21 protein-coding genes and 2 pseudogenes are annotated in these 23,682 nt (G+C 63.9%); 8 read left to right on the forward strand and 15 right to left on the reverse strand.

The features are described from left to right. Positions 1–187: 187 nt before the first annotated feature. Positions 188–3,460, forward strand: a complete 3,273-nt coding sequence (locus tag QEN71_RS20895) for an adenylate/guanylate cyclase domain-containing protein (protein WP_201657012.1) — start codon at positions 188–190, stop codon at positions 3,458–3,460. On the opposite strand, the gene QEN71_RS20900 is transcribed toward QEN71_RS20895, so the two are convergent. The 6 genes from QEN71_RS20900 to QEN71_RS20925 all read right to left on the reverse strand — a co-directional run bounded on the left by QEN71_RS20900 (position 3,455) and on the right by QEN71_RS20925 (position 9,318). Beyond that, positions 3,455–4,057 (reverse strand): ParB-like protein, encoded by a 603-nt coding sequence (locus QEN71_RS20900; RefSeq protein WP_201657015.1) that lies wholly within the window; start codon positions 4,055–4,057, stop codon positions 3,455–3,457. The two genes, QEN71_RS20895 and QEN71_RS20900, sit on opposite strands and share 6 nt — an antisense overlap. A 70-nt stretch (positions 4,058–4,127) precedes the next feature. Continuing rightward, on the reverse strand, positions 4,128–5,663 hold the full coding sequence (locus tag QEN71_RS20905) for a sensor domain-containing diguanylate cyclase (RefSeq protein WP_201657032.1): 1,536 nt from the start codon (positions 5,661–5,663) through the stop codon (positions 4,128–4,130). A 259-nt stretch (positions 5,664–5,922) separates the two neighbouring features. After that, a complete protein-coding gene (locus QEN71_RS20910) occupies positions 5,923–6,522 on the reverse strand; it encodes a PqiC family protein (protein ID WP_201657035.1) in 600 nt (199 codons plus the stop codon). Beyond that, positions 6,519–7,814, reverse strand: a complete 1,296-nt coding sequence (locus QEN71_RS20915; protein WP_201657038.1) for an MlaD family protein — start codon at positions 7,812–7,814, stop codon at positions 6,519–6,521. Before QEN71_RS20915 ends, QEN71_RS20910 begins: the two co-directional genes overlap by 4 nt. Continuing rightward, positions 7,811–9,016, reverse strand: coding sequence for a paraquat-inducible protein A (locus QEN71_RS20920; RefSeq protein ID WP_201657041.1), 1,206 nt, complete (start codon positions 9,014–9,016; stop codon positions 7,811–7,813). The genes QEN71_RS20915 and QEN71_RS20920 overlap by 4 nt, the downstream gene beginning before the upstream one ends. A gap of 104 nt (positions 9,017–9,120) precedes the next feature. Beyond that, positions 9,121–9,318 (reverse strand): hypothetical protein, encoded by a 198-nt coding sequence (locus QEN71_RS20925; protein ID WP_201657044.1) that lies wholly within the window; start codon positions 9,316–9,318, stop codon positions 9,121–9,123. A gap of 147 nt (positions 9,319–9,465) precedes the next feature. Here QEN71_RS20925 and QEN71_RS20930 point away from each other — a divergent pair, with 147 nt between their 5' ends. The 5 genes from QEN71_RS20930 to QEN71_RS20950 all read left to right on the forward strand — a co-directional run bounded on the left by QEN71_RS20930 (position 9,466) and on the right by QEN71_RS20950 (position 12,382). Further along, the gene (locus QEN71_RS20930; protein WP_201657047.1) at positions 9,466–9,939 is read left to right on the forward strand and encodes a DUF2231 domain-containing protein; all 474 of its coding nucleotides are present in this window, start codon (positions 9,466–9,468) and stop codon (positions 9,937–9,939) included. Positions 9,940–9,943: 4 nt separating this feature from the next. After that, positions 9,944–11,251, forward strand: a complete 1,308-nt coding sequence (locus QEN71_RS20935) for a PQQ-dependent sugar dehydrogenase (protein ID WP_201657231.1) — start codon at positions 9,944–9,946, stop codon at positions 11,249–11,251. A gap of 111 nt (positions 11,252–11,362) precedes the next feature. After that, positions 11,363–11,905, forward strand: coding sequence for a GNAT family N-acetyltransferase (locus QEN71_RS20940; protein ID WP_233472032.1), 543 nt, complete (start codon positions 11,363–11,365; stop codon positions 11,903–11,905). A 27-nt stretch (positions 11,906–11,932) separates the two neighbouring features. Further along, entirely contained in the window at positions 11,933–12,073 is a 141-nt protein-coding gene (locus QEN71_RS20945) for a hypothetical protein (RefSeq protein ID WP_233472033.1), read from the forward strand. Between the two features lie 12 nt (positions 12,074–12,085). Then, positions 12,086–12,382, forward strand: coding sequence for a sensor histidine kinase (locus QEN71_RS20950; RefSeq protein ID WP_233472034.1), 297 nt, complete (start codon positions 12,086–12,088; stop codon positions 12,380–12,382). Between the two features lie 12 nt (positions 12,383–12,394). Here QEN71_RS20950 and QEN71_RS20955 read toward each other — a convergent pair whose 3' ends face one another. The 3 genes and pseudogenes from QEN71_RS20955 to QEN71_RS20965 form a co-directional block, all read right to left on the reverse strand. Continuing rightward, positions 12,395–13,012: a dihydrofolate reductase family protein gene (locus QEN71_RS20955; RefSeq protein ID WP_201657050.1), complete on the reverse strand. Its 618-nt coding sequence runs from the start codon at positions 13,010–13,012 to the stop codon at positions 12,395–12,397. Between the two features lie 74 nt (positions 13,013–13,086). Continuing rightward, positions 13,087–15,579 (reverse strand): annotated as a pseudogene (locus QEN71_RS20960) (glycogen/starch/alpha-glucan phosphorylase). Between the two features lie 95 nt (positions 15,580–15,674). Further along, on the reverse strand, positions 15,675–16,604 hold the full coding sequence (locus QEN71_RS20965) for a LysR family transcriptional regulator (RefSeq protein ID WP_201657053.1): 930 nt from the start codon (positions 16,602–16,604) through the stop codon (positions 15,675–15,677). Between the two features lie 306 nt (positions 16,605–16,910). Between QEN71_RS20965 and QEN71_RS20970 the strand changes: the two are divergent. After that, positions 16,911–17,680: pseudogene (locus tag QEN71_RS20970) on the forward strand (response regulator). 62 nt (positions 17,681–17,742) lie between these two features. Here QEN71_RS20970 and QEN71_RS20975 read toward each other — a convergent pair. Next, positions 17,743–18,180, reverse strand: coding sequence for a DUF3828 domain-containing protein (locus QEN71_RS20975; protein ID WP_201657055.1), 438 nt, complete (start codon positions 18,178–18,180; stop codon positions 17,743–17,745). Between the two features lie 23 nt (positions 18,181–18,203). After that, positions 18,204–18,575 carry a CHAP domain-containing protein gene (locus QEN71_RS20980; protein WP_201657058.1) on the reverse strand — a complete coding sequence of 124 codons (372 nt, stop codon included), beginning with the start codon at positions 18,573–18,575 and terminating at the stop codon, positions 18,204–18,206. 174 nt (positions 18,576–18,749) lie between these two features. Between QEN71_RS20980 and QEN71_RS20985 the strand changes: the two genes are divergently transcribed. Then, positions 18,750–19,118 (forward strand): energy transducer TonB, encoded by a 369-nt coding sequence (locus QEN71_RS20985; RefSeq protein ID WP_201657061.1) that lies wholly within the window; start codon positions 18,750–18,752, stop codon positions 19,116–19,118. A 130-nt stretch (positions 19,119–19,248) separates the two neighbouring features. Here the strand turns inward: QEN71_RS20985 and QEN71_RS20990 are convergent, their stop codons facing one another. From QEN71_RS20990 to QEN71_RS21005, 4 genes are all read right to left on the reverse strand, one after another. Beyond that, positions 19,249–20,217 carry a quinone oxidoreductase family protein gene (locus tag QEN71_RS20990; RefSeq protein WP_201657064.1) on the reverse strand — a complete coding sequence of 323 codons (969 nt, stop codon included), beginning with the start codon at positions 20,215–20,217 and terminating at the stop codon, positions 19,249–19,251. Between the two features lie 16 nt (positions 20,218–20,233). Next, positions 20,234–21,013 (reverse strand): alpha/beta fold hydrolase, encoded by a 780-nt coding sequence (locus QEN71_RS20995; protein ID WP_201657067.1) that lies wholly within the window; start codon positions 21,011–21,013, stop codon positions 20,234–20,236. A 94-nt stretch (positions 21,014–21,107) separates the two neighbouring features. Next, entirely contained in the window at positions 21,108–21,437 is a 330-nt protein-coding gene (locus QEN71_RS21000) for a DUF4148 domain-containing protein (RefSeq protein WP_201657070.1), read from the reverse strand. Positions 21,438–21,745: 308 nt separating this feature from the next. After that, positions 21,746–23,503 (reverse strand): cytochrome c biogenesis protein DipZ, encoded by a 1,758-nt coding sequence (locus tag QEN71_RS21005; RefSeq protein WP_201657073.1) that lies wholly within the window; start codon positions 23,501–23,503, stop codon positions 21,746–21,748. Positions 23,504–23,682 lie beyond the last annotated feature (179 nt).

Raw genomic sequence — 23,682 nt, forward strand, 5'->3', positions numbered from 1 at the left:
CGGAACGCGCGGTGCCCGCGCCAGGCGGACGGCCGCGCGAGTCAGTATCCGCCGCTGTTCTCGCGGCTGTCAAACCGCGCGGCACCCGAGCACCCGGCGCAACACCTACACTGAAAAAGACGCGTGGCGGCGTATTTCTTAAGCGCTCAACGGGAAACAGCTTCGGGCGATAACGATGGCGATAGCGATGGATATCGGACGATGGCTCGGCGGACTCGGGCTCGAACAGTACGCGCAGGCATTCGCCGACAACGATATCGACGCGGCAATGCTGCGTCAGCTGACTGACGCGGATCTGAAGGAACTCGGCGTGCAATCGCTCGGGCATCGCAAGCGGCTGCTGGCGGCGATTGCCGAAGCTCGCGTCGATCAACCCGGCGCACGCGCCGTCGCCACACCCGCCGACGAACGCAGACAGGTCGCCGTGCTCTTCGCCGACCTGTGCGGCTTCACGGACCTGAGCCGCCAACTCGATCCCGAGGAATTGCTCGTTGTGCTCGACGGCTATTTCGAGCAGGTCGATGCGATCGTCGAGCGGCATGGCGGGCACATCGACAAGCACGTCGGCGACTGCGTGATGGCCGTGTTCGGCGCGCCGCGTTCGCATGGCAACGATCCCGAACGCGCGGTGCGCGCCGCGCTCGCGATGCTCGACGCGATACCGTCGTTGTCCCGTGCGCTCGCGCGTCCGCTTTCGATTCACATCGGCATTGCGGTCGGCCAGGTCGTCGCGAGCGGCGCAGGCAGCACGGCGCATCGGGAGTACACCGTGACGGGCGACACCGTCAATCTCGCCTCGCGCCTGACCGACGCGGCCGGGCCGGGCGAGATCCTGGTGTCGGAGGCCGTGTGGCGTCCGCTGGCTGAACGTCTCGACTGCGCGACGCGTGGCGCGCTCACCGTGAAGGGTTTTGCGGAGGCCGTGTCGGTGTGGCGCGTCGACGGGTTGCGGCGTGCGTCTCCCAGCCGGCCATTGATCGGCCGAGGCGACGAGTTGAGCCGGTTCCGCGACATACTCGGCTCGTGCCGCGCGGCCGCGCGAGGCGGTGTAGTGCAGATCCGGGGCGAGGCCGGTATCGGCAAGACGCGCTTCGTCGAAGAATGCCGGCGCGAGGCGAGCGAACTGGGATTCGCGTGTCACGACGCGTTCGTGCTCGACTTCGGCTCCGGCGCGGGCCGCGACGCGATCCGCTCGCTCGTGCGCGGTCTGCTCGGAATCGATGAAGCCGGCAATCGCGACGCTGCCGCGACGGCGGTGGCGCGAGCGATCGCCGAAGGTCTCGTCGATGCGGACGATGCGCCGTTTCTCAACGATCTGATCGATGTGCCGCAGCCGCCCGAAGGCCGGGCCGTGTACGAGGCGATGAACAACGCAATGCGCGTCCAGGGCCGGCAGAACGCGATGACGCGACTCATGCAGCGTGTCAGCCTTCGACAACCCCGCTTGCTCGTCGTCGAAGACATCCACTGGTCGGATCGATCGACGCTGCAGGATCTCGCCGAACTCGCGACGGCGTCGTCATCGTGTCCCGCCGTGCTGGTGCTGACGACGCGGCCTTCGGTCGATCCACCCGACGACGCATCGAACGCAACGGGAAAATCGCTGATCGATCTCGGCCCGTTGAACGACGGCGACGCGCGTCTGATGGCGGGCGCGTTTCCCTGCACCGGCGATCGCGCCGAACGCTGTATCGAACGCGCGGCAGGCAATCCGCTCTTTCTCGAACAACTGCTGAGCAACGTGGGGAAAGCCGGGAAAGCCACCGACGCGGGCGTGCCGGGTTCGGTGCAAAGTCTCGTGCAAGCGCGGCTCGACGGGCTCGATCCCGCGGACAAGGCTGTGTTGCGGGTTGCCTCCGTGTTCGGCCAGTTCTTCGAAAAAGAGGCCGTCAGCGAGATTCTCGACGGCGCCGACCTGAAGCTCGAACCGTTGATGACGGCGCGCCTGTTGCGCGAGCAAGGCAGCGGCTACATTTTCCATCACGCACTGATTCGCGACGCGATCTACGACGGCCTGCTAAAAAGCCAGCGCCGCGAACTGCATCGCCGCGCCGCGCAGTGGTACGCGCCACGCGATGCCGTGCTGCGGGCCGAACATCTCGACCGCGCCGCCGCCGCCGACGCACCGCGCGCCTATTGCGACGCGGCGCACGCGCAGGCAAGCGGGTATCGCTATGAATTTGCGCTGCGTCTCGTCGAGCGCGGGCTGGAACTGACCTCGGCACGCAGCGATCGCGTAGCGCTCGAATGTTTGCGTGGCGACATCCTGCACGACATCGGCGATATGACATCGGCGCTCGGCGCGTTCGAAACGGCGCTCACGGCTGCGATGACGAACGCGGAGCGCTGTCGTGCGTGGATCGGGCGCGCCACGGTGAAGCGGATCATCGACGATCTCGATGGTGCGTGGGCCGATCTCGATTCCGCCGCTGCCGCCGCCACCGCCGACGGCCTGCTGCGCGAAGAGGCGCGCATTCATTTTCTGCGCGGCAATCTGTGCTTTCCGCTCGGCGAGATCGACGGCTGCGTGCGCGAACACGAGCGCAGTCTCGCGCTCGCGCGCGAGGTCCACGATCACGAACAGGAGGCGGCTGCGCTCGGCGGGCTCGGCGATGGCGAATACATGCGCGGCCGGATGATCAGCGCGCATGACGCGTTCAGCCGCTGCATCGCGCTGTGCCAGCGCCACGGCTTCGGACGGATCGAGGTGGCGAATCTGCCGATGCACGCGATTACCGCCTGGTTCGCGGGCAAGACGAAGACGGCGCTCGATACCGCTCACGCGAGCATCGCGGCGGCGGAGCGGGTCGGGCATCTGCGGGCGCTTGCCGTCGCGCATCATGCCGCGTGGCATTGCTTTCACGATCTCGCGCAGTGGGAGCGCGCGTGGGAGCATGTCGGCCCGGCGCTGCAATGCGCGCGCGAGCTGAAATCGAGGCGTTTCGAAGGCGAGGCGCTCGCGCTTCGCGCAGAGTTGCAGCGGGTTGCCGGGCATCGACGCGAAGCACTCGACGATATCGAACAAGCGCTGGCGATCAGCCATGAAACGGGCATGGCCTATCTGGGCGCATCGTATCTCGGCACGCTGGCGCGCGTGACGGACGATGCCGCTGTCTTCGAACGGGCTATCGAAGAAGGCGAAGCCGTGCTTGCTGCGGGAGCGGTGAGCCACAACCACTATCTGTTCCGGCGCGACGCGATCGAAGCCTGTATCGATCGCGGACGATGGGATGCGGCTGCGTTCCATGCTGCCGCGTTCGAAGACTATGCGTGCCGCGAGCCGTCGCCGTTTTCCGGCTTCTTCGTGGCGCGGGCCCGCGCGCTCATCGCGCACGGACGAGGCGAGCGTGGCGCGGCAACCGTGTGCGAACTGCAAAGGTTAAGGGAAGAGGGCGCAGCGCTGGGTTTTCTGCATGCGCTCCCGGCAATCGATATCGCGCTGCATGGCGCTTGCCTATGACCGTTTGCGCGATTCGCCGAGATAACCCGGCAGTCCCACGGCGAGATCGGCTTGGGCCAAAGCGACCGCCTGCGCGATCCGCGCGCCGTACTCCGGTTCGCTGAAAGGCGCCGGCAGGTAGCGTCTGAAAAAGTCCGCCCATCTGAAGTCCGCGAGCGGCACGTCGGTCTTCGCGTAGCCGCCTGCATCGCGGGCGTCGGCGGCGAGATCGCGGAAGTCATCTTCTTCGGATTCCCATACGTGCTTAGGCATTTGCTGGAAGGCGATGCGCTCGCCGCGCGCATCGAAGGGCGAAACCCAGTGCCGGTTTTCCATCGAAAGCCAGAAGTCGCCTTCGGACAACGCGGACAGATCGTCGACGATCACAATGGGCACGGTCTTCACGCCGACGAGATGCAAGGCCGCCGCGACATGATGATGATCGATCGCAAAGTACTCGCCGCCGTAGCCCTGCACGACGGGCACCGGCTTCTGCGCAATCGCATCGCGCAGCGCATCGGCGTCGAGCGCGCGGTACGCGTCGGCCTTCTTCAACACCTCGCGACGGCCGTGCGTGCCCTGCGTCGAACGCAACGCGTCGATTTCCAGCATCTGCATGTTGCTCTCCGATGTGCCGTCGCTATCGGTTCTCCAGCACACCGCATGCCGCCGATGCAACGCACTGCCGCTACAGCAGCACGCCTTCGCGCGGCGAGACGCGGAACGTGCCTTTGCCCGCCTGCTTCGCTGCGTACAGCGCTTCGTCGGCGCGCGTGATGAGCTCGTCGACGGCGTCGTCGGGCGCCGACAGCGCGATGCCGATGCTGGTGCCGATCGACACGGTTTTCCCCGCAGCCAGCCGATACGGCCGGCCGACCACCCGGATGATCCGTCGCGCGACAGTGGACACCACGAGCGGCGTCGAATCGCTGACGATGATCGCAAACTCGTCGCCGCCGAGCCGCGCCGCCAGTTCGCCTTCGCGCAGCGTCTGCCTGAGCCGCGCGGCGACCATCGTGAGCACTTCGTCGCCCGCGCCGTGACCGAGGCTGTCGTTGACGCTCTTGAATCCGTCGAGATCGAGATAGAACACGGCCGGCCGCGACACGGTCGACGGCGGAATCGTGCTCAGCATGCGCCTCAGACGGTCATGCAGTTCGCGTCGATTGGCCAGTCCCGTCAGCGGATCGTGACGCGCGAGGTGAAGAATCCGCGCTTCGCTTTCCCGGCGCTCGGTCACGTCTTCGATGATGATCACGGCGCTGCCGTCGGGAACGGGATTGCGCGTCATCTCCAGCTGACGGCCATCGCGCAGATCGAGGTCGAGCGCGCGACGCTCGCCATGCAGCCATGCCGCACAGCGCTCGACCAGATGCTTCTGAAGGTCCGGACCGAAGTGCGCGAGCCCCACATGACCGATGAATTCGGGCAGCGGCAGGTTGAGTTTCAGCTGCTCGACTCGCGCGCCGAACAGTTCGGCCGTGCGCCGGTTCGCGATGACCACCTTGCCGAACGTATCGATCGTGCAGAGGCCGTGCGGCATGTTCGCGAGCGCCGCATCGAAACGGGCCGCCAGTTCGGCGTGCCGCTGTTCCGCCGACATCAGCGCGAGCAGGCCGTCGTAATGCCGCCAGACGACGGAAAACATCGCGCCGAGATAGGCGACGAGCGGCGGCAGGAGTATCCACGAGCCGCTGCGCCGCGCAATCAGCGCGCCGATGCCGATCGGCACGGCGCCCAGCGCGATTTGCGCAATGGCGAGCCGCGGCACGGCGGCATTGCGCGAGCCGATGCCGCCCAGAATCCCGGCCGTCACCATGATGGCGAGTGCCGACAGTTGCGTGTCGGGGGAAATCACGCAGCCCATCGTGCCGAGGCCGAGCGTCAGCGTCGCCAGCAGGCAGAGCGGCGCGTAACGCGCCGCCCAGGTATCGGTGTGTCGTGCGCCCGCGCTGTCGTGTCGACGCGCGTAGGCGCGGATGCAGAGTAGCCGCGTGACGAGGATCGACACGTCGATCAGCAGCCAGACGGCCGCCCACGGCGCATGCAGCCGCCAGTACGCGACCAGCGCGGCGAAGGCGCTCGCGACGCCCGCCATGAAGAGCGGGTAAGCATTGCCGAACACGGTCGACAGCAGGGACGCGCGGATCGCCTGGCCGACGACGTTCTGCCGGCGCGCCGGCGTACCGAGAATGAAGCCGATCACGGGAAGTATTGCCGGCATTACGCCTCCCCGGCGAGCATGGCAGTGGTATCGGCGTGCGTACCCGTTTCCGCCTGACGGGCGACTGCGGCAGTCACACCGGACACGGCGGCAAGAGGACGGCAGCGCAGCCCGCGCCAGGCATCTCGCGCGGTACTACGCGAATTACGCATCTCGGCAACAATTACTTGATATTTCAGGGAAAACAGTAGTCTCGAAGCCTGTTAACGGACGTATTCAGGAGGCCTTTAGACATGTTTATGAGGGGCGGAAGAAACGCTCAGCGCACGACGATCGATGCGGCGATGCGGTCGGCCAGTTCGCCGAGAATCTGGCTCAGCGCCGCCGCCTGCCCGGTCGCATCGCTGCTCGTCAGCGCCGATGTCAGCGTGACCTCGCGCGTCAGCGTGGCGCGCGCCGGTTGGCCGGATAGCAGTGTCCAGCCTGCCTGCAGCGTGAGCGTCTTCGTATCGGCTTCGGCATCGAGCACCGTGACGACGAGCGTGCGCGTATCGGGCGGCGCGGGCGCATCCGGGAACACGAAGGCGCCTGCAGGCAGGCGCGTCGTCAGATCCTGCGCCAGCGTGCGGCGCATCATCTGCGCGAGCGGCGCGCCCCAGTGGTTGCCGTCGTCGACCGCGAGGCGGTTCGGCGCGACCTGCGTCACCACTTCCGGCCGATCGAGCACAGCGGGGATATGCACGGCCGTCAACTGCACGGGCGCCATGTGAGTCGTCGCGAGCGGCGCGCCGGATGGCGCCGCGTTCAGCGTCACATAGTGCGTGGCCGGGCTATGTCCGCAGCCCGCGACGCTCATGACGACGAGCAAGGCGAGGCGTGATGTAGTGCGTGATACGAAGCGCGAGGCATGGCGCGTCATGGGTTCTCCTCGCGCTTGCCGCGCACGAGCGCCTCGGGATGACGATCGAGATAATCCGCCAGCGCACGCACGGAGCGCGCCGTATCCGTCAGTTCGCGCAGCGTGGCGGGCAAGTCATTCTGGCTGGTTGCATCCGCGCCGAGCGTGCGGTTCGCCGCCGCCACCGTGCGGTCGGCCTGGTTCGCCGTGTCGCGCAGCTGTGCGACGAGCGGCCCGATTTGCGGCGACACCTGCTGCAGCGTGCGGTCTATCTGCGCGACCGAACGGTCGATGTGCGTGAGGCTGTCGCGTATCTGCGGCGACGAACTCAGCGCGTTGACGCGTGCCGCGATGCTGCGGACTTCGTCGCCTGTTTCCTTGATGGGAAGCGCGTCGATTTTCTTCATGACGTCGTTGGCTTTTGCCGTGATCGAGTCGATGTCGGCGGACGCGACGCTCGGAATGACGGGCACGCCGTTGTCCGCGGCGAGCGTCGCCTTCGATGCGCCCGCGACGAAGTCGAGATCGACCTTGCGCGCGCCGACGAGCGGCGGATCTTGCGACAGACGCGCGCGCAGCCCTTCGGCGATCAGATGCTCGAACATGCTGTCGACGAGCGGCCGCCAGTCGCCATTGGCAGGCGGCGGCGCGCCGACGATGCCGAGTTGCGTCGGATCGAGCGCGATCTGGACGGGCGTGCTCAGCGCGCCCGTGCCTGCATCGTAGTTGAGACGCACGCCCGTGACGGTGCCCACGTGAAAGCCGCGCAACTCGACATCCGCCCCGTTCTTTAGTTCGCCCGCGGCGCCTTCGAAGCGCACCGCGTACGTGACGATCGGACCATGTTGTGGCGCGAGCGCGGGCCGCGCGTCGTCGCCGTCAAAGTGATCGGCGGGTTTGCCCGGTCCTGGTTCCATCACGATCTCCGGGCCGGCGAGCAGCGCTTTCATCGACGAAGGATCGCTCAAGTCCATCTGCGCGCCGCGCAGAAAGAACTTCGTGCCGCTGCGCAAATACTGCTTTTCCGCGCGATCGATTTTGAGTTTCGCTTCGACGTGCCGGCCGTCGTTCGCAAGCGCGATGCCGGAGAGCGCGCCGACTTTCACGCCGCGCAGCGTGACGATGGTGTCGTCGGGTTTCATGCCGTACGCGTTGTCGAAGGTCACGGTGACGGTCGCGCCATCATGAACCAGCGCGCGCACGCCGAGCCATCCGGCGACACCGAACGCGGCGATCGGCACCGCCCAGATCCAGCCGGGCCATGCGCTGTGCCGCACGCCTGCCTGCGTGCGATGCGAATGCGGGCCGCTCACGATCGTCTCCGCTCGCGGGCGTCCCACATCATGCGCGGGTCGAATGCACGCGAAGCCAGCATCGTCAGAAACACGACGAGTGCGAACGCCGTCGCGCCCGGCGCAGGCCGCGCCGATGCGAGGCCGTCGAAGTGGATCAGCGGAACGAAGGCCGCAATCGTGAAGACGTCGACGTTCGACCATCGGCCGAGTTCGTCGATCCATCGATACAGATGCGCTTTCGCGCGCAGATGTTTGCGCGAGCGGCGCATCACGGAAGCGACGAACCACGCCATGCCCGCCAGCTTTCCAACCGGGATCACGATGCTCGTGCAGATGATCAGAATGCCGAGCGGCCACAGGCCTGCATGAAAAAGCTGATAGACGCCGTCGACGATCCGGTGCGGCACGTCGCGGCCGAGTTGCATCGACAGGGTCATCGGGTAGAAGTTGGCGGGCACCGTGAGCACCAGCGCGGCGAGCGACAAGGCCGTCGCGCGCACGACGGCGTCGGGCTTGCGCACGCGCAGCGTCAGCCCGCAACGCGAACAGGGTTGGCCTTCATGCGAGGCGGGTTCGACGCGGTCGCATACCGTGCACGACAGCGCGGGTTCGTCGGCGGGCGGCGCATGTTCGGGCGCGATCGCGCGCCATACGGTCCGGCGATCGAGCGCGGCGCGTGTCAGCATCGACATCAGTGCAGCCGCGATGAAACAGTAGCCGCCCGGACCGATCGTGCCCGTCAGATTCTGCGTGACGCGCGCATAACCGACGAAGCAGCCGACCAGATAGACATCGGGCATCGCCCAGATGTCGAGCCAGATAGTCCAGCGAAACAGCGTGCCGATGCCTCTGAAATGCCGACCGCTGCGGACCGCACCGAGCACGAGCGCGAGTCCGCCGAAACGCAGCAATGGCAGGACGATACCGAACGCGCCGAGCAACAGCGCAAGGATGAGCCAGCCGCCGCGCCACATATCGACGATACCCGACGAGAGAAGCGAGCTGCGCTGCGCGCCGAGCATATGGACGGTCATCAGCGGCGCGAGGTTGGCGGGGAGCAGCAGAACGAAGGTCGCGGTCGTGCACGCGAGCGCCGCATTCACGCTTCGTCCGCTGCGCCGTTCCAATGGATAGTGGCAGATGCGGCAGCGCGCGAGCGCGTGTGCCGCGAGGGGTGGAACGTCGTCGAGCGCGCCGCATTCAGGGCACCCGATTGTCATGAGACCTCTTGCACTGGCTATCGACCGATGATGCTTTGCTCCCAGCATGCGCCGTTCCAGCGCTTGAAGCGCCGGGTCTCTGTTCTGTTATGGATGTCGTTGGTCTACTGTCGTATGTTCGTTGCTGCCGGACCTGACGGCGCAGCGGGTGCTTCGCGCGGAGCCGCCGGTCGCGCATCCGCCGAGATACCGCTCTTGCCCGCGTTCATGCTGTCGTTGCCCGCGTCGTGCGCCTTTTTGCAGCCGGCAGCGCCACACGCGAGCACGGCACACGCGATTGCCATACACACCATACGTTTCATCGATCTTCTCCGTACGACAGGTTCATGCGTTCTTCATGCCTTCTCACGCGCAGACGCCGTGCCCGCGACGCTCATGGAACGCTTCGGGCATGCCGCGTGCACGGCAAAAAATGTGAACCGCTATCGAACATCAAGAAGAGGCATCCGATGACACCTGCCGCACCCGTCTATCGATCGAGATTCGCCACCGCGATCTTCGATCTGCTCAACCCGATACCGTTCGGGCTCTTCGTGGGCACGCTCGTCTTCGACATCACCTACGCGATCACGGGCAATGTGTTCTGGGGCAAGGGCGCAGCATGGCTCGTGTCGACGGGACTGGTGTTCGCGATCATTCCTCGTTTGATCAACCTGTGTCACGTATGGCTTCCGTCGCGCTGGCCGTCGACGCGCATCGAGAAGCTCGACTTCTGGCTGAACCTGCTGGGCATTGCCGCGGCGATCGTCAATGCGTTCGTGCATAGCCGGGATGCGTATGCGATGGTGCCGATGAACGTGGTGCTGTCGGTGATCACCGTGGTGCTGCTGGGACTCGGTCAATGCGCGCTTGCAGTTGGCAAGACGGCAACCGGCAAGACGGAAACCGGCAAGACGGGTATCAGGGAGACGGTCCGTGAATAGAATCATGATCAAGAGCGTGCTCGCGCTCGCACTCACGGCGTTGTTCGGCGGATGCAACGAGCACGCGAGTTACGACGCCGAACATCAGGCCGGCTTCAATCCGCCGTTACCTGCGGCGCGCAATTTCTTCGCACCGCCGATGCAGGTTCCGAAGTACGTCGGATGGCAGAACGGCGCGACGCCGAAGGTCGCGGACGGCCTGAAGATCGAGAAGATCGCTTCGGGACTGAAACATCCACGGCAGATTTATACGCTGCCGAATGGCGATATTCTCGTCGCCGAATCGAACAGTCCGAACGAAGAAGCCGTGACCACGCCGAAGCAGCTGATTGCAGGCTTGATCGAAGGACGTTCGGGGAAAAAGGAAAAGGGCGCCAATCGCATCACGTTGCTGCGCAAGCGCACAGACGGCAGCGGGCAATGGGATAAGCACGTGTTCATCGAGAACCTGCATTCGCCGTTCGGCATGCAGCTGGTGGGCGACACGCTGTATGTCGCCGACACTGATGCGATCCTGAAGTACCCCTACAAAACGGGCGAAACGAGCATATCGGCACGGGGCGTCGAAGTCGCCGATCTGCCCGACACGATCAATCATCACTGGACCAAGGCGCTGCTCGCGAGTCCGGATGGCAAGAAGCTGTATGTCGGTGTGGGCTCGAACAGCAATGTGGGCGAAAACGGTCTGGACGTCGAATATCGCCGCGCGGACGTGCTGGAAGTCGATGTCGCGACGGGCGGCAGCCGCATCTACGCGGCGGGGATTCGTAACCCGACGGGGCTGCAATGGGAGCCGAAAACAGGACAGCTATGGGCGATCGCCAATGAGCGCGACGAAATCGGCGCGGATCTCGTTCCCGATTATCTGACGTCGGTGAAGGAGAACGCTTTCTACGGCTGGCCGTATAGCTATTACGGCCAGCACGTCGATCAGCGCGTCAAGCCGCAGCGCCCGGATCTCGTCGCCAAGGCAATCAGTCCGGACTATGCAATCGGTTCACACGTCGCACCGCTTGGCCTGATGTTCTACACGGGCAGTAATCTGCCCGCGCAATATCGCGGCGGCGCGTTCATCGGCGAGCACGGCAGCTGGGACCGTTCGCCGCTGAGCGGTTATGCCGTTGCCTACGTCGCGTTCGAAAACGGCAAACCCGTCGGCGCGCCGAAGCCGGTCGTCACCGGTTTTGCATCGAACGACCAGAAGGAACTGTATGGCGCGCCCGTCGGTGTGGGAGAGGACAAGGACGGCGCGCTGATCATCGCCGACGACGTCGGCAACGCAATCTGGCGCGTGACTGGCGCGGGCGGGTAGAGATGACGGCCGTTGCGACGGGCGGCGCGGGCCGGGACAAATGAGGAATTACGTTTGCTCATATTCCTCTACCTGCTATCAACACCGATCAACACACACAAGAGCCATCACGTGACGAAATCTGCCAAGAGAGTCCATGTTCGCCGCGAAGACCCCTGCACGGACGACGCACAACTTTTACTCGACGAGTGCACCGCGACACTCGCTCTCTTTTCGGGCGATGGAGGCCAGGCGAGATTCAAGCTGGAAGAAGTCTGCTCGGCGCGCGGCGCATTCGTCGTGGCGCGAACGAACAAGGGCGCACCGCTTGGCTGCGGCGCGTTCCGGCGCTTCGACTACGGCGTTGCCGAGTTGATGCGGATCTACTGCAGACCCGACAGCGGCGACACCGGGCAGGCGATATTGAACATGCTGGAAACCGAGGCCGTCACCGCCGGGTATCGGACGCTGATTGCGCAGGCGAACGAGTTGAACCGGCGAGCCGTCGCGTTCTACGAGCGTCATGGCTTCGAACGTATCGAACCGGCCGGCGCGTCGATTCATCGGGGGGACGTGTTGTGCTTTGCGAGACATATGGCCTCGCACCCCGCCGACGATGCAACGGACGGCAAGCATGCGGACACTGGCTCGACGGGACACGGCGAGCGCCATTGAAGCGCATGCTCGATCGCAAGACACGTCTTGCCGACGCCGCCCGGCCCGGTCAGCGTGACCACGCGGCTTAGCGATCTGCGCACGCCGCTGACGGAACTGCGTGCGCGGCTCGAAGTGCTGATTCTCGGGCTTCGCAAGATGGGCGATGAAGATACGTGGATCGCGTGATCGGCATTTTCAATGATCGACAACGCGCTCGAGTATGCGCAGGAAAACGGCGAGGTCGCTGTGTCGCTGTGCGAGCGCGAAGAACGCGTCGACATCACGGTTTCCGACGACGGACCGGGCATCCCTGCCGGCGAACGGACCAAGGTGACGGAGCGCTTCTATCGCGGCGACCGAAGCCGCGGCACGCCCGGCGTTGGCTTCGGTCTTGCGCTCGTGAAGGCGGTGGCCACGCTGCGCCAGGGCTCGCTCGATTTCGCAGACAACGAGCCGGGATTGGCCGCGACGATGACGATCCGGCGCACGACGTGAAGCGTTATCGGCTTAATCGAACGAACCCGTGCGCACGGCGCCGTTGCGCAGATAGCGCGCAATCAGCACGCCGCCTGGCGTGGCGACCGAATGCGCCAGCGTGAACGCCGAGGCGAGCGCATCGTCGCCGAAGAGACGTTTGCCGCGTCCTAGCATCACAGGGTAGGTCAGTAGCCGAAGCTCGTCGACGAGACCTGCCGCGAGCAGCTGACGCACCATGTTGCCGCTGCCGAACGTCAGCAGACCGGCGCCGTCCTGACGCAGTAGCGCGCGTACGGCATCGGCGAGATCGCCTTCGAGCGCATGGCTGCTCTGCCATCCGAGCGTGCCGGGTCGATGTGTGGCCACGTGCTTCGGCACGCTGTTGAACCGGTCCGCGATCGCGCGGCTGCCTGATCCCGCCGGTACGTGAGGCCAGTACGACGCAAAGATGTCGTACGTGCAGCGCCCTAGCAGCAACTCGAAGGGCTGCGAAAGCATGTCCTGCAGATTGTCGCCGATGGCTTCGTCGGCATAGGGAACGATCCAGCCGCCCAGACTGAATCCGCCGCCTGTATCTTCGTCGGGCCCGCCGGGCGCCTGAATCACGCCATCGAGACTGCTGAAAACGGAAACGGTGAGCTTGCGCATGTGTCCTCCAGGTCTATGAACGCGTTCTGTCCATAGATACGACGAACGACGCGCATCCAGATCGACAGAACCCGTCACTCCAGCGCAATTTTTACGGGGCGAATCCGCCAGATCTGCTCGCAGTATTCGGCGATAGCACGATCCGACGAGAACTTGCCGGAGTATGCCGTGTTCAGGATCGACATGCGCAACCAGCGCTGCCGGTCCTGCCACGCGGCGCTGACGTCTTCCTGGCGCGCGACGTACGACGCGTAATCGGCGAGCACCAGATACGGATCCGAGTATCGCAGGTTATCGACGAGCGGCCGGAATACCTCGGCGTCGCCTCGCGAAAAGTGGCCGCTCGCGATCAGATCCAGCGTCTCGCACAGTTCTTCGTTCGTGTTCACATAATCGCCGGGCCGATAGCCTTCCCGTTTGACGCGTTCCACTTCATCCGTCGTCAGGCCGAACAGGAAGAAGTTGTCATCGCCGACTTCCTCGCGCATTTCGACATTGGCGCCGTCGAGCGTGCCGATGGTCAGCGCGCCGTTCATCATGAACTTCATGTTGCCTGTGCCCGACGCTTCCTTGCCTGCCGTCGAAATCTGCTCGGAGAGATCGGCGGCGGGGTAGATGAACTGCGCATTCTTCACATTGAAGTCGGGGAAGAACACGACTTTGAGCCGCCCGTTCACGGCGGGATCGTCATTGACGACTTCGGCGATGCCGTTGATCAGCCGGATGATCAGCTTGGCCATCGCGTAACCGGGCGCGGCCTTGCCGCCAAACACGAAGCAGCGCGGCGTCAGCGCAAGCTGCGGATTGCGCCGGATGCGCAGATAGAGCGTGACGATGAAGAGCGCATTGAGATGCTGACGCTTGTATTCGTGGATGCGCTTGACCTGAATGTCGAACAGCGCTTCTGGATCGACCACGACGCCCGTCGTACTGCGGATACGCGCGGCGAGCGTCTCCTTGTTCGCCTGCTTGACGCGATGCCAGCGCGTCTGAAATGCAGGGTCGTCGGCGAATGCGGCCAGTTTGCGGAGTTGCGCGAGATCGGCCGCCCAGCCTCCACCGATGGTGTCGTCCAGCAGCGCGCCAAGCCCCGGATTGCTGAGCATCATGAAGCGGCGCGGCGTGACGCCGTTGGTCACGTTGTGAAAGCGCTCGGGCCACAGTTCGGCGAAATCCCGCAACACCGTGCGCACGAGCAGATCCGAATGCAGCGCGGCGACACCGTTGACGGCGTGGCTGCCGATCGTCGCAAGATGCGCCATGCGCACGCGCTTCGAACCCGTTTCGTCGATCACCGACATGCGCGCGACGCGCGCGTCGTCGCCCGGATAGCGTTGCCGGACTTCGTCGAGGAAGCGTCGATTGATCTCGTAGATGATTTCGAGCGGACGCGGCAGCAGATCCTGAAACAGCGGCAGGCCCCATGTTTCGAGCGCTTCGGGCAGCAGTGTGTGATTGGTGTACGCGAGCGCGGCACGCGTGATGTCCCATGCTTCGTCCCACGGCATCTGCCGTTCGTCGACCAGCAGCCGCATCAGTTCCGCGACGGCGATCGACGGATGCGTGTCGTTGAGCTGCGCGGTGAACATGTCGGCGAAACGGCTGACGGGTTCGCCTTTCAGCGCCAGCAGACGCAGCATGTCCTGCAGCGAACACGAGACGAAGAAGTACTGCTGCGCGAGCCGCAGGCGCTTGCCGGCTTCGGGCTCGTCGTTCGGATAGAGCACTTTCGACAGCGTCTCCGAGCGTACCTTTTCGTGCACGGCCTCGTAGTAATCGCCGGCGTTGAAGTCCTGCAGATCGAACGATTCGACGGCCTCGCTTTTCCAGAGCCGCAGTGTATTGCACATGTTGACGCGAAAGCCCGGCTGCGGCGTATCGCACGCCACGCCCTTGACCGTGTACGCGGGAATCCAGCGCACGCGATAGCGGCCTTCGGCATCCGTCGCGCTTTCCGTGCGGCCCCCGAAGCTCACGTAGAAGGCCACGTCAGGGCGCAGGATTTCCCACGGGTTGCCTTTTTGCAGCCACTTGTCCGTGACTTCGACCTGCCAGCCGTCGCGGATCTCCTGATCGAAGATGCCGAACTCGTAGCGGATGCCGTAGCCGATGGCAGGGATTTCGAGCGTGGAAAGCGAGTCGAGATAGCAGGCCGCGAGACGTCCCAGGCCGCCGTTTCCAAGGCCCGGTTCTTCCTCGATGGACAGCAGATCGTCGAGTTCCAGGCCGAGACCTTCCAGCGCTTCGCGGACGTTTCGCTCGATGCCGAGATTGATGAGATTGTTGCCGAGTTGCGGACCGATCAGAAATTCCGCCGACAGATAACAGGCGACCTTTGCGTCGCTTGCCACATACGCGTGCGTGGTTGCGACGCGGCGCGTCATCATCCGGTCGCGCACGGCATACGCGAGCGCCATATACTAGTTGTGCGGCGTAGCAATCTCGGGATACCGGCCCTGCAGACAGATCAGATTGTCGACGATGTCACGCTGCAGCGCCGCAACGCCAAGACCGCTGCGGGCAGGCTCCGTGTTGGCCGGAGTCTTGAGGATGGCGATGTCTTCCATGAGCGGCCCCTGTCTTTGCGCAGACTCTCGACGATGATCCAGTTGTGTGTCGATGGGTTGACAGTGCCGTGAACCTCGCGAAGTTTTTCGGCAGCTTATGCCGTCACGCCCGGCCCCACCGAAAACACCGACAGCCGCTGCTGGATCCATCTGAGCAATTCCAGCGGCCCCGGCGTAAGCGCGCGGCTCGACTTCACCAGCAGCCGCGCCTGCGTGCCCTGAAACAGCGGGTGATCGACGGGTACGGTGGTCAGTTCGCCGCTCGCCACTTCGCGCCGCGCCGCGAACTCGCCGATCAGCGTGACGAAGTTTTCGGTCGCGACCATACGCTTGAGCACGGCCAGCGAATTGGTCGTCATTGCGGGCTCGATCTGCATGCCCTCGGCGATTTCGAGCATCTTCACTGCATGCCCGATGCCGAACGTCTGCGGCATCAGCGCGAGCGGAAAGGCGCGCAGATCGTCGATCGTGGCCGGCCGTTTCTTCTGCGCGAGGGGATGCTCGCGGCGCAGCAAGAGCACCGCGCGCTGGATCGAACTCGCGAGACAGCGGATGCGCGGATGCGGCGGCGGATTGTAGGCAAGCCCGATATGCGCGCGATTGCCCGCGATTTCTTCGACGATGCCGTCGCGCGCCAGCATGCTCATTTCGATGCTCAGCGCAGGGTACTTCGCGCAAAACGGCGCGAGCACGTCTTCCGTCAAGGTATCGATGAACCCCTCGCTGACGGCAAGCTGCACGCGGCCATGCCGCAGGCCGCGAAATGCGAGCAGCTGATCTTCGAGCTTTTCCTGCTGCGACTGGCAGCCTTCCCAGAACTCGAGCAGATGCGCGGCGGGCTCCGTCGGTTTGACGCCTTTCGCGCCGCGCTCGAACAGCGCGACGCCGAGTTCGTCTTCGAGCAGACGGATCTGCCGCGTGATGACGGAAGGGGACGTGTTCATGTCGTCGGCGGCGCCGCGGATCGAGCCGTGCGTGAGGACGGCATGGAAATATCTCAGGCGCTGGTGATTGATTGTTCGCATCGTTTTCAGACCTATGAAATCTCGACTGTTGACCAGAAGGCAACGGTGGGTGCGCACAGTTGCTGTTGTGTTGCCCACGCGTTCCTGCCACCATGCGCGGCACATGAACCGCGACCTTGGAGGCTGCAAGGCAACCATCGTTGAGGTTCATTTGAGCAGCCGGATGTATCTGCCGCGTGTCTGGAACGGTTTCGCGTGCAACGTTATGTATCGCCGTGCAAGCGCGCGATACATGCGCATACAGACGCGCCGTCAGCGGGAAAGCAGGCTGAGTGTTTCGCCGTAGCCGTAGTCGTAGAACATGTCATGAAGAAGCTCGAACACGTCCTGATCGTCGACGACGATCGTGAGATCCGCGAACTCGTTGCCATCTATCTGGAACGCAACGGCATGCGGGTTTCGCATGCGGGCAACGCGCGCGAGATGCGCGCCGCGCTCGTACTCGACCGGCCCGATCTCATCGTCCTCGACGTGAGATTGCCGGACACGGATGGCCTCGCGCTGTGCCGCGAATTGCGCGCGGCGACTTTCACGCGATACCCATCGTGATGCTGTCCGCGCGCGACGAAGAAGCGGACCGGATTCTCGGGCTCGAAATGGGCGCCGACGATTATCTGTCGAAGCCGTTTGCGATCCGCGAACTACTGGCGCGCATCCGCGCCGTCTTGCGCCGCACGAACATGCTGCCGCCCGGCATGCAGATCGCGGAATCGGCGTCGATACTGCGCTTCGGCGAATGGCGGCTCGACACGGGCGCGCGCCATCTTATCGATGCGGACGGCACGATCGTCGCGCTGAGCGGCGCCGAGTACCGGCTGCTGCGGGTGTTTCTCGATCACCCGAACCGTGTGCTCACGCGCGACCAGTTGCTCAACATGACGCAGGGGCGTCACGCCGATCTGCTCGACCGTTCGATCGATCTGCTCGTGAGCCGCGTGCGTCAGAGGTTGCAGGACGGTGTGCGCGACGGGCGATACATCAAGACGCTGCGTAACGAGGGTTATCTGTTTTCGGCTGCGGTGACGGTTGCTGATAACCATGTTTCGCATGCGGCTGTGGCGGCGTGTTTTGCCTAGCGGGTTGTGAATAACGGGCGCCCTACGCGCCCGTGCGGGTATGTCCACAAACGTGCAGAGCGTTATTCAAAATCGCGCGTATCGTCGACCTTCACGATCTTCCATGCGTCGCCCTGCTTGCGCAGGAAGACGATCACATTGATCTTGTCCTTTGATCCGAACGTAACAGGAACGATCGTCACGTCACCCAGGGAAACGGGATTCGTGGCAACGATATTCGACAGCCAGTCACGTTCGTCGTAGTCCTGAACCTTGGTGAAGTAGTCGCTGCCACCCGGTAGCCGATTGTGGCGATATGCAGTTCTCAGGCGATCTACCGTTTGCTTGTTCACGTAGCCGTAAATGGCCTTGTCGAGTAGCGGGAACGCTGCACCGGACTGCTTTCCGATGTACCACGAATAGAAAGCTTTTACGTCCGATGTCGCGTCGTGGGCCTGGGCGAACGCGTTGGAATGACAAAAGATGCTGGTTATGACTGCGAGGGCCAGCGCAAAGGGCATTAGAAGTTTACGCACATCAAGCCTCACGGGTGCCGATAGATACGGTACGACGGTCGCTGGGTCCGGTAGGCCGGGCCTGGATAAAAGCCGTCCGCGCCGCCATGCTGCCTGAAGTCAGAAATCCAGCGAGTTCCATCGTAAATCGCCATGTGTCCATCAGGATGCCCCGGAATCGACTGGATAACCGCAACATCACCTCGTTGAGCAATGCCGGTTGCCTGAGCGAATCCCGCTGCCTGGAGGATCGGTCCATAATCCTTTGCCGAATGGGTGGTCGTGAGGGTAACACCACCGCGCGCAATCGCCGTGCGCACGTACCGTGCGCAGTTCCCGGTACTGTGTCGGTGCGCATGACTGTCGGCGTAATGCGTGGCGGCCAGCTTATCAAATGGCATTATTTGGACTCCATATCAGATAGGAGAAAAGATGCTAACCGCGACGAGCGAATAAAAGTGTCGAAAAATGTCAAGCTTGCTTCGTCTCGTCCAACATGCATCACGACATTTCTTGACATCTGCTAATGGCGGCCACCGGTAGGATTGCCGTTCCTTCACAGCGGGAAACCGGGCATGACACGCACCATTAGAATTCTGGCGCTCGCAATAGCAGCGACTACGCTCAATGGAGCGCACGCGCAGGCATCGCCGCGAGCTGTGTTCGCCGGCTTTAGTTCCTATGCTGCGCGGAATTCGTTCGCGAATGAAATTCGACGCCTGGTGCGCGGCAACCTCGTCTGGTCGGGACCTTTTGATAAGTCGATCTCTACGGTAATCGAAGTGCAATGCGCGACGGATGGCAAGCTGCTGTCAGCAACCATCTACCGTGCAAGTGGTAATCCCGCGTGGGATAGCGCTGCGGTCCAACGCTCGGACCCGATGCCGTCCGACGTCAATGGCAATACGCCAACGCATTTCAAGATTACGGTGCTGCAGAAATAGCCCGTGTCGGTACTTCGCTGGATGTTGGTTTTGTCCGGCGATAGGGAGCGGTAAGCAGCCGATGTGCAAAGTGCAGCCAGACCGGTCCCTTGTGACGCCCGCCGTCGAAGGGATATTTCAAACAACCTCGCTATGGCACCAGCAACAGCTTCCCCGTCGTCTTCCGACTCTCCATATCCGCATGCGCCCGCGCCGCATCCGCAAGCGGATACACACCGCCGATCCTCACATCCAGCACGCCCGCGACGATCCAGTCGAACAGTTGCTTCGCCTTCGCGCGCAGTAGCGCTGTCGTGTGAATGTGATCCGCAAAGGTCGCGTAGCCGATCTTGATGCTCTTCGGCAGGCTCATGATGTGGATCGGCCCCGCATCGCCGAGCACAGGTCCGTACCAGCAGAACGTGCCCGAGCGGCGCAGCGACGCGAGCGAGCCCTGAAACGTCGCCGGTCCCGAGCCGTCGTACACGACATGCACGCCTTCGCCGTCGGTGAGACGCATCACTTCATCGGCGAAACGTCCTTCGCTGTCGACGATCACATGATCCGCGCCCGCTTGCCGCGCGGCTTCGATCTTGCCCTCATGCGACACGCGGCCGATCACCATGCCGCCGCGCAGCCGGATGATCTGCGTCAGCAGCAAGCCGAGTCCGCCCGCCGCCGCATGCACCAGCGCGATATCGCCTTGCCGCACGGGATAGAAGTCGGTGGCGAAGTGGCTCGCCGTGAGGCCTTGCATCATCACGGCTGCGGCGGTGGTGTGATCGATCGCGTCGGGAACGGGCACGAGCGACGCAGCGGGAATCGCGATGCGCTGCGCGTAGCTGCCCGGCGCGTAGACCCATGCCACACGTTGTCCCGGCCGGATATCCGTCACGTTCTCGCCGACGCTCAGCACGCGGCCCGCGCCTTCGACACCGAGCGTCTTCGGATTCGGCATCGTCGACCAGATGCCGCCGCGTCGCACGCCGATATCCATGAAGTTGACGCCCGCCGCATCCACTTCGACGAGCACTTCGCCCGGTCCTGCCACGGGCTCGTCGCGTTCGACGAGGCGCAGCACTTCCGGCCCGCCCGGGCCGTCCATCACGATCGTCTTCATGTCGTGCGCTCCCGGGTCAGTGCGCGTTGCGGGCCGCGGCGATGATCGCGTTGGCGACGGCTTCGGGCTGGCTGAGCATCGCGACGTGGCTCGCGTTCACATGCGTCACCTGCGCGTGGATGTTCGTCGCCATCTTTTCCTGCAGATGCGGATCGATCATCTTGTCGCGTGCCGGAATCACGAAGTACGACGGCTTCTCGTGCCATGCGGCCTGCGTCACCTTGTCGGCGGCGCAACCGGAGAACCACGGTCCTTGCGTCGCGGCGACGATGCGTTGCTGGCCGGCGGGCAGATCGAGCGCGAAGTCGTCGCGCACGGCCTTGTCCGACAGCGTCAGATAGCCGGCTGCATCTTTCTGCAACTCGTTGGCCCATGCGGGCGCCTGCATGCCTTGCGTGATGGAGGCTATCGACTGATCCGCATCCGGCGCAAACGCAGCGACGTACACGAGCGATTTGACCTTGTCGTCGTTGCCCGCCTGGCTGATCACGACGCCGCCCCACGAATGGCCGACCAGCACGACAGGTCCTTTCTGCTGATCGATCACGCGCTTCGTTGCCGCGACATCGTCGGCGAGCGAGCTAAGCGGATTCTGCACGGCGACGACATGCAGGCCATGCGCTTCGAGCAGCGGAATCACGCGATTCCAGCTGGAGCCGTCCGCGAATGCGCCATGCACGAGCACGACGTTGGTGCCTTTGAGATCGGCTTGCGATGCCGCTTGCGAAGTCTGGATCGCGAAGAGTCCGCACAACATCATGGCGAACGCGAGGTAAGTCCGGATGGTTCTTGTCATTGTCTTGCCCCTGAGTACCGCGTTATCGATGAACGATTTTTTGATTTGCTGCTCCGTTGCGAACGGCTAGCTGTTCGCAACGGAGCCGCTGCTATCACGAGTGCGCGTAGATCGGTTCGAGACCGAGCACATCCTGTTGCTGCGGCGCAGGCGTTTGCGCGGTATCGCGACGCGCGCCCGAGTTCGACTGGCCTGCCGCAACGCCGCCGTATGCCGCGCCTTGCTGAGCCTGGATGCGCGACAGCGCAGCTTCGATGTTCTTCGGGTATTGCGTGTTGTCGCTGGCGGGGTTGTAGCCGGCCTGTTGCAGTTGAACCAGTTCGGCGCGAACCTGCGCGCGGGTCACGGGCTGGTTCGACTGTGCGAACGACAAAGCGGGAGCGGCGAGCAATGCAGCGACGACGAGCGATTGAACGAATTTCATGAGATTTCTCCAGTAGATGAATGGATTGCGTTGACATCACCCGGGCGGTCATCGCGTTTGCGATGTGTTGATTTCCCGGTCAGTTCGCACTGTCATGAATCAACCTTGCGTGTCGTTATTTGAACCCGCCGACGTATCTGGCTTGTTTCCAGAACGCGCCGGAATGTAAGCCAGTATTTCTCGATCGGCGATATATACATTGAGGTACAAATCGCCACGCTTTCGCGGGTTTTCCGATCCCGGCAAATGAAAACGCCACTGCGCTGTGATGGCGCAGTGGCGTCATATGAGAAGCTGGCGGTCAGCAATCAGCCGAACGTGAACGAGAACGCCTGCACGCCCGGATCGAGGAATTCGATCGTGAAGGTGCGGTCGCGCACGCCGTCGTGCTGGCGCACGAGTTGATACAGCCGCGCGCTCGTCACGACGCCGCTGCCGTCGGCGGCGACGTCGGCGCCGTGCGACTCGCCGGGCGCGGCGCCGTCGATCGTCACGCGAAAGCGCACGGGCTTGCCGTTCGCAGCCGGTCCGAGCACGAGGTGCAGGTCGCGTGCATGGAAGCGATACGCGATGCGCCCATTCGCCTGATCAAGCACAGCCGCTTCGCCGCCGACGATCCACTTGCCGCCGAACGCCCAGCTATTGAGCGGCAATTGCGACGGGATCGTGTACGAAGCGGCATCGTCGGGACGGACGTTTTGCGGCGAAGCAAAGCCGCGCGCCTGTTGATAGCCGACATACGTCTCGCCCGATTCGACGTCCGACGTATCCGCCGCCGCCTGCGCGCCCGAACCGTGGATGGCGGGCAGATCGCCTGCCTGCATCGTGTGTCCCGAGTCGGCGAGCAGTTGCTGGATGACTTTTTCCGCTTCGCCATAGCCGCCTTCGCCGAAGTGGTGATAACGGATGCGGCCCTGTGCATCGACGATATAGAACGCCGGCCAGTACTGGTTGCCGAACGCTTGCCAGATCTTGTAGCCATTGTCGATCGCGACGGGATAGTGAATGCCGAGATCGGCGACCGCGCGCTTTACGTTCGACGGATCGTGCTCGAACGCGAACTCCGGCGTATGCACGCCGACCACAGTGAGACCGTCCTTGCCGTAGCGGTCCGACCAGGTCTTCAGATACGGCAGCGTGCGCAGACAGTTGATGCACGAATACGTCCAGAAGTTGACGACCGTGACCTTGCCGCGCAACGCATCGGCCGTGAGGGGCGTCGAGTTGATCCAGCTTTCGGCGCCATCGAGCGAGGGCAGCTTGCCTTCGACGGGCAGCTTCGACGGCGTCTGCAGGCTGACGCGTTGCAGATGCGGACGATCGTCGTGGTTGCTGCTATGGCTAGTGGAAAGCAGACCGACCAGGCGGCTTTCGACACCCGTCGTCGAAGTCGACGGCACGTGAGCGAGGGCTCGCGTATCGAAGCCGAAGCCGATGCCCACGACGCTCAGCAGCACGACGGCACCCATCACGCGGCGCACGTGCTCGCCGAACCCGAGCGAACGCTTGAGACTGTCGAAGGCCTGCTTGCCGAGCCCCGAGATCACCGCGAGCGAACTGGCCGCGCCGAACGCATAGGCGGTGAGCGCCGCCGCCGTCTGCCAGCTTGCGCCATGCAACGCGGCGCCCGTCAGGATCAACCCGAGGATCGGGCCGGCGCAGGGCGCCCACAGCAAGCCCGTCGCTGCGCCGAGCAACAGCGCGGAGACGACCTGGAAGCGCGCGCCTTTGGCATGCGACAACGCTTCGACGCGGTTGCCGATGCTGAAGAACGGCTGTGACACACGCGTCCACAATGCCGGAAACAGCAGCGACAGGCCGAACACGGCGAACAGCGCGAGCGACACCCAGCGTCCGTAGTGGCTCAACTGCGCGGCGCCCGCGAGGCCCGCAATGCCGACGCCCGTAACGACCGAGAACGTGACGGCGAGCCCGATCAGCAGCGGCAGCCGGTCCGTGACGAAGGGCCTGTCGGAGCGCGCGAAGACGAACGGCACGACAGGCAGGATGCAGGGGCTCAGTATCGTGAGCACCCCGCCGAGAAACGCGATGACGATGAGTAACATGAACAACCTCCTGATCCGCGATGGATGGCTTCAACCGGTTGGCACACGAAGCGCGTGCCGTTATGCAGGATTAGAGTCCGCGCATGTATCCGGCGAATTTCAGGAAGGTAGGGTTTGCGTATCGCGATGTATCGCGGCGGGCGCCGGATACATGGCGATACAAATGAAGGACGGCCGCT

This window comes from Paraburkholderia sabiae (genome assembly GCF_030412785.1).
In the GTDB taxonomy this organism is placed as follows: Bacteria; Pseudomonadota; Gammaproteobacteria; order Burkholderiales; family Burkholderiaceae; genus Paraburkholderia; species Paraburkholderia sabiae.

What these genes read in the sequence shown, in the direction of transcription:
- QEN71_RS20895 (WP_201657012.1), top strand. Translation starts at nt 188, where the DNA reads ATGGATATCGGACGATGGCTCGGCGGACTCGGGCTCGAACAGTACGCG.
- QEN71_RS20900 (WP_201657015.1), bottom strand. Translation starts at nt 4,057, where the DNA reads ATGCAGATGCTGGAAATCGACGCGTTGCGTTCGACGCAGGGCACGCAC.
- QEN71_RS20905 (WP_201657032.1), bottom strand. Translation starts at nt 5,663, where the DNA reads ATGCCGGCAATACTTCCCGTGATCGGCTTCATTCTCGGTACGCCGGCG.
- QEN71_RS20910 (WP_201657035.1), bottom strand. Translation starts at nt 6,522, where the DNA reads ATGACGCGCCATGCCTCGCGCTTCGTATCACGCACTACATCACGCCTC.
- QEN71_RS20920 (WP_201657041.1), bottom strand. Translation starts at nt 9,016, where the DNA reads ATGACAATCGGGTGCCCTGAATGCGGCGCGCTCGACGACGTTCCACCC.
- QEN71_RS20925 (WP_201657044.1), bottom strand. Translation starts at nt 9,318, where the DNA reads ATGAAACGTATGGTGTGTATGGCAATCGCGTGTGCCGTGCTCGCGTGT.
- QEN71_RS20930 (WP_201657047.1), top strand. Translation starts at nt 9,466, where the DNA reads ATGACACCTGCCGCACCCGTCTATCGATCGAGATTCGCCACCGCGATC.
- QEN71_RS20935 (WP_201657231.1), top strand. Translation starts at nt 9,944, where the DNA reads ATGATCAAGAGCGTGCTCGCGCTCGCACTCACGGCGTTGTTCGGCGGA.
- QEN71_RS20950 (WP_233472034.1), top strand. Translation starts at nt 12,086, where the DNA reads ATGATCGACAACGCGCTCGAGTATGCGCAGGAAAACGGCGAGGTCGCT.
- QEN71_RS20955 (WP_201657050.1), bottom strand. Translation starts at nt 13,012, where the DNA reads ATGCGCAAGCTCACCGTTTCCGTTTTCAGCAGTCTCGATGGCGTGATT.
- QEN71_RS20965 (WP_201657053.1), bottom strand. Translation starts at nt 16,604, where the DNA reads ATGCGAACAATCAATCACCAGCGCCTGAGATATTTCCATGCCGTCCTC.
- QEN71_RS20975 (WP_201657055.1), bottom strand. Translation starts at nt 18,180, where the DNA reads ATGCCCTTTGCGCTGGCCCTCGCAGTCATAACCAGCATCTTTTGTCAT.
- QEN71_RS20980 (WP_201657058.1), bottom strand. Translation starts at nt 18,575, where the DNA reads ATGCCATTTGATAAGCTGGCCGCCACGCATTACGCCGACAGTCATGCG.
- QEN71_RS20985 (WP_201657061.1), top strand. Translation starts at nt 18,750, where the DNA reads ATGACACGCACCATTAGAATTCTGGCGCTCGCAATAGCAGCGACTACG.
- QEN71_RS20990 (WP_201657064.1), bottom strand. Translation starts at nt 20,217, where the DNA reads ATGAAGACGATCGTGATGGACGGCCCGGGCGGGCCGGAAGTGCTGCGC.
- QEN71_RS20995 (WP_201657067.1), bottom strand. Translation starts at nt 21,013, where the DNA reads ATGACAAGAACCATCCGGACTTACCTCGCGTTCGCCATGATGTTGTGC.
- QEN71_RS21000 (WP_201657070.1), bottom strand. Translation starts at nt 21,437, where the DNA reads ATGAAATTCGTTCAATCGCTCGTCGTCGCTGCATTGCTCGCCGCTCCC.
- QEN71_RS21005 (WP_201657073.1), bottom strand. Translation starts at nt 23,503, where the DNA reads ATGTTACTCATCGTCATCGCGTTTCTCGGCGGGGTGCTCACGATACTG.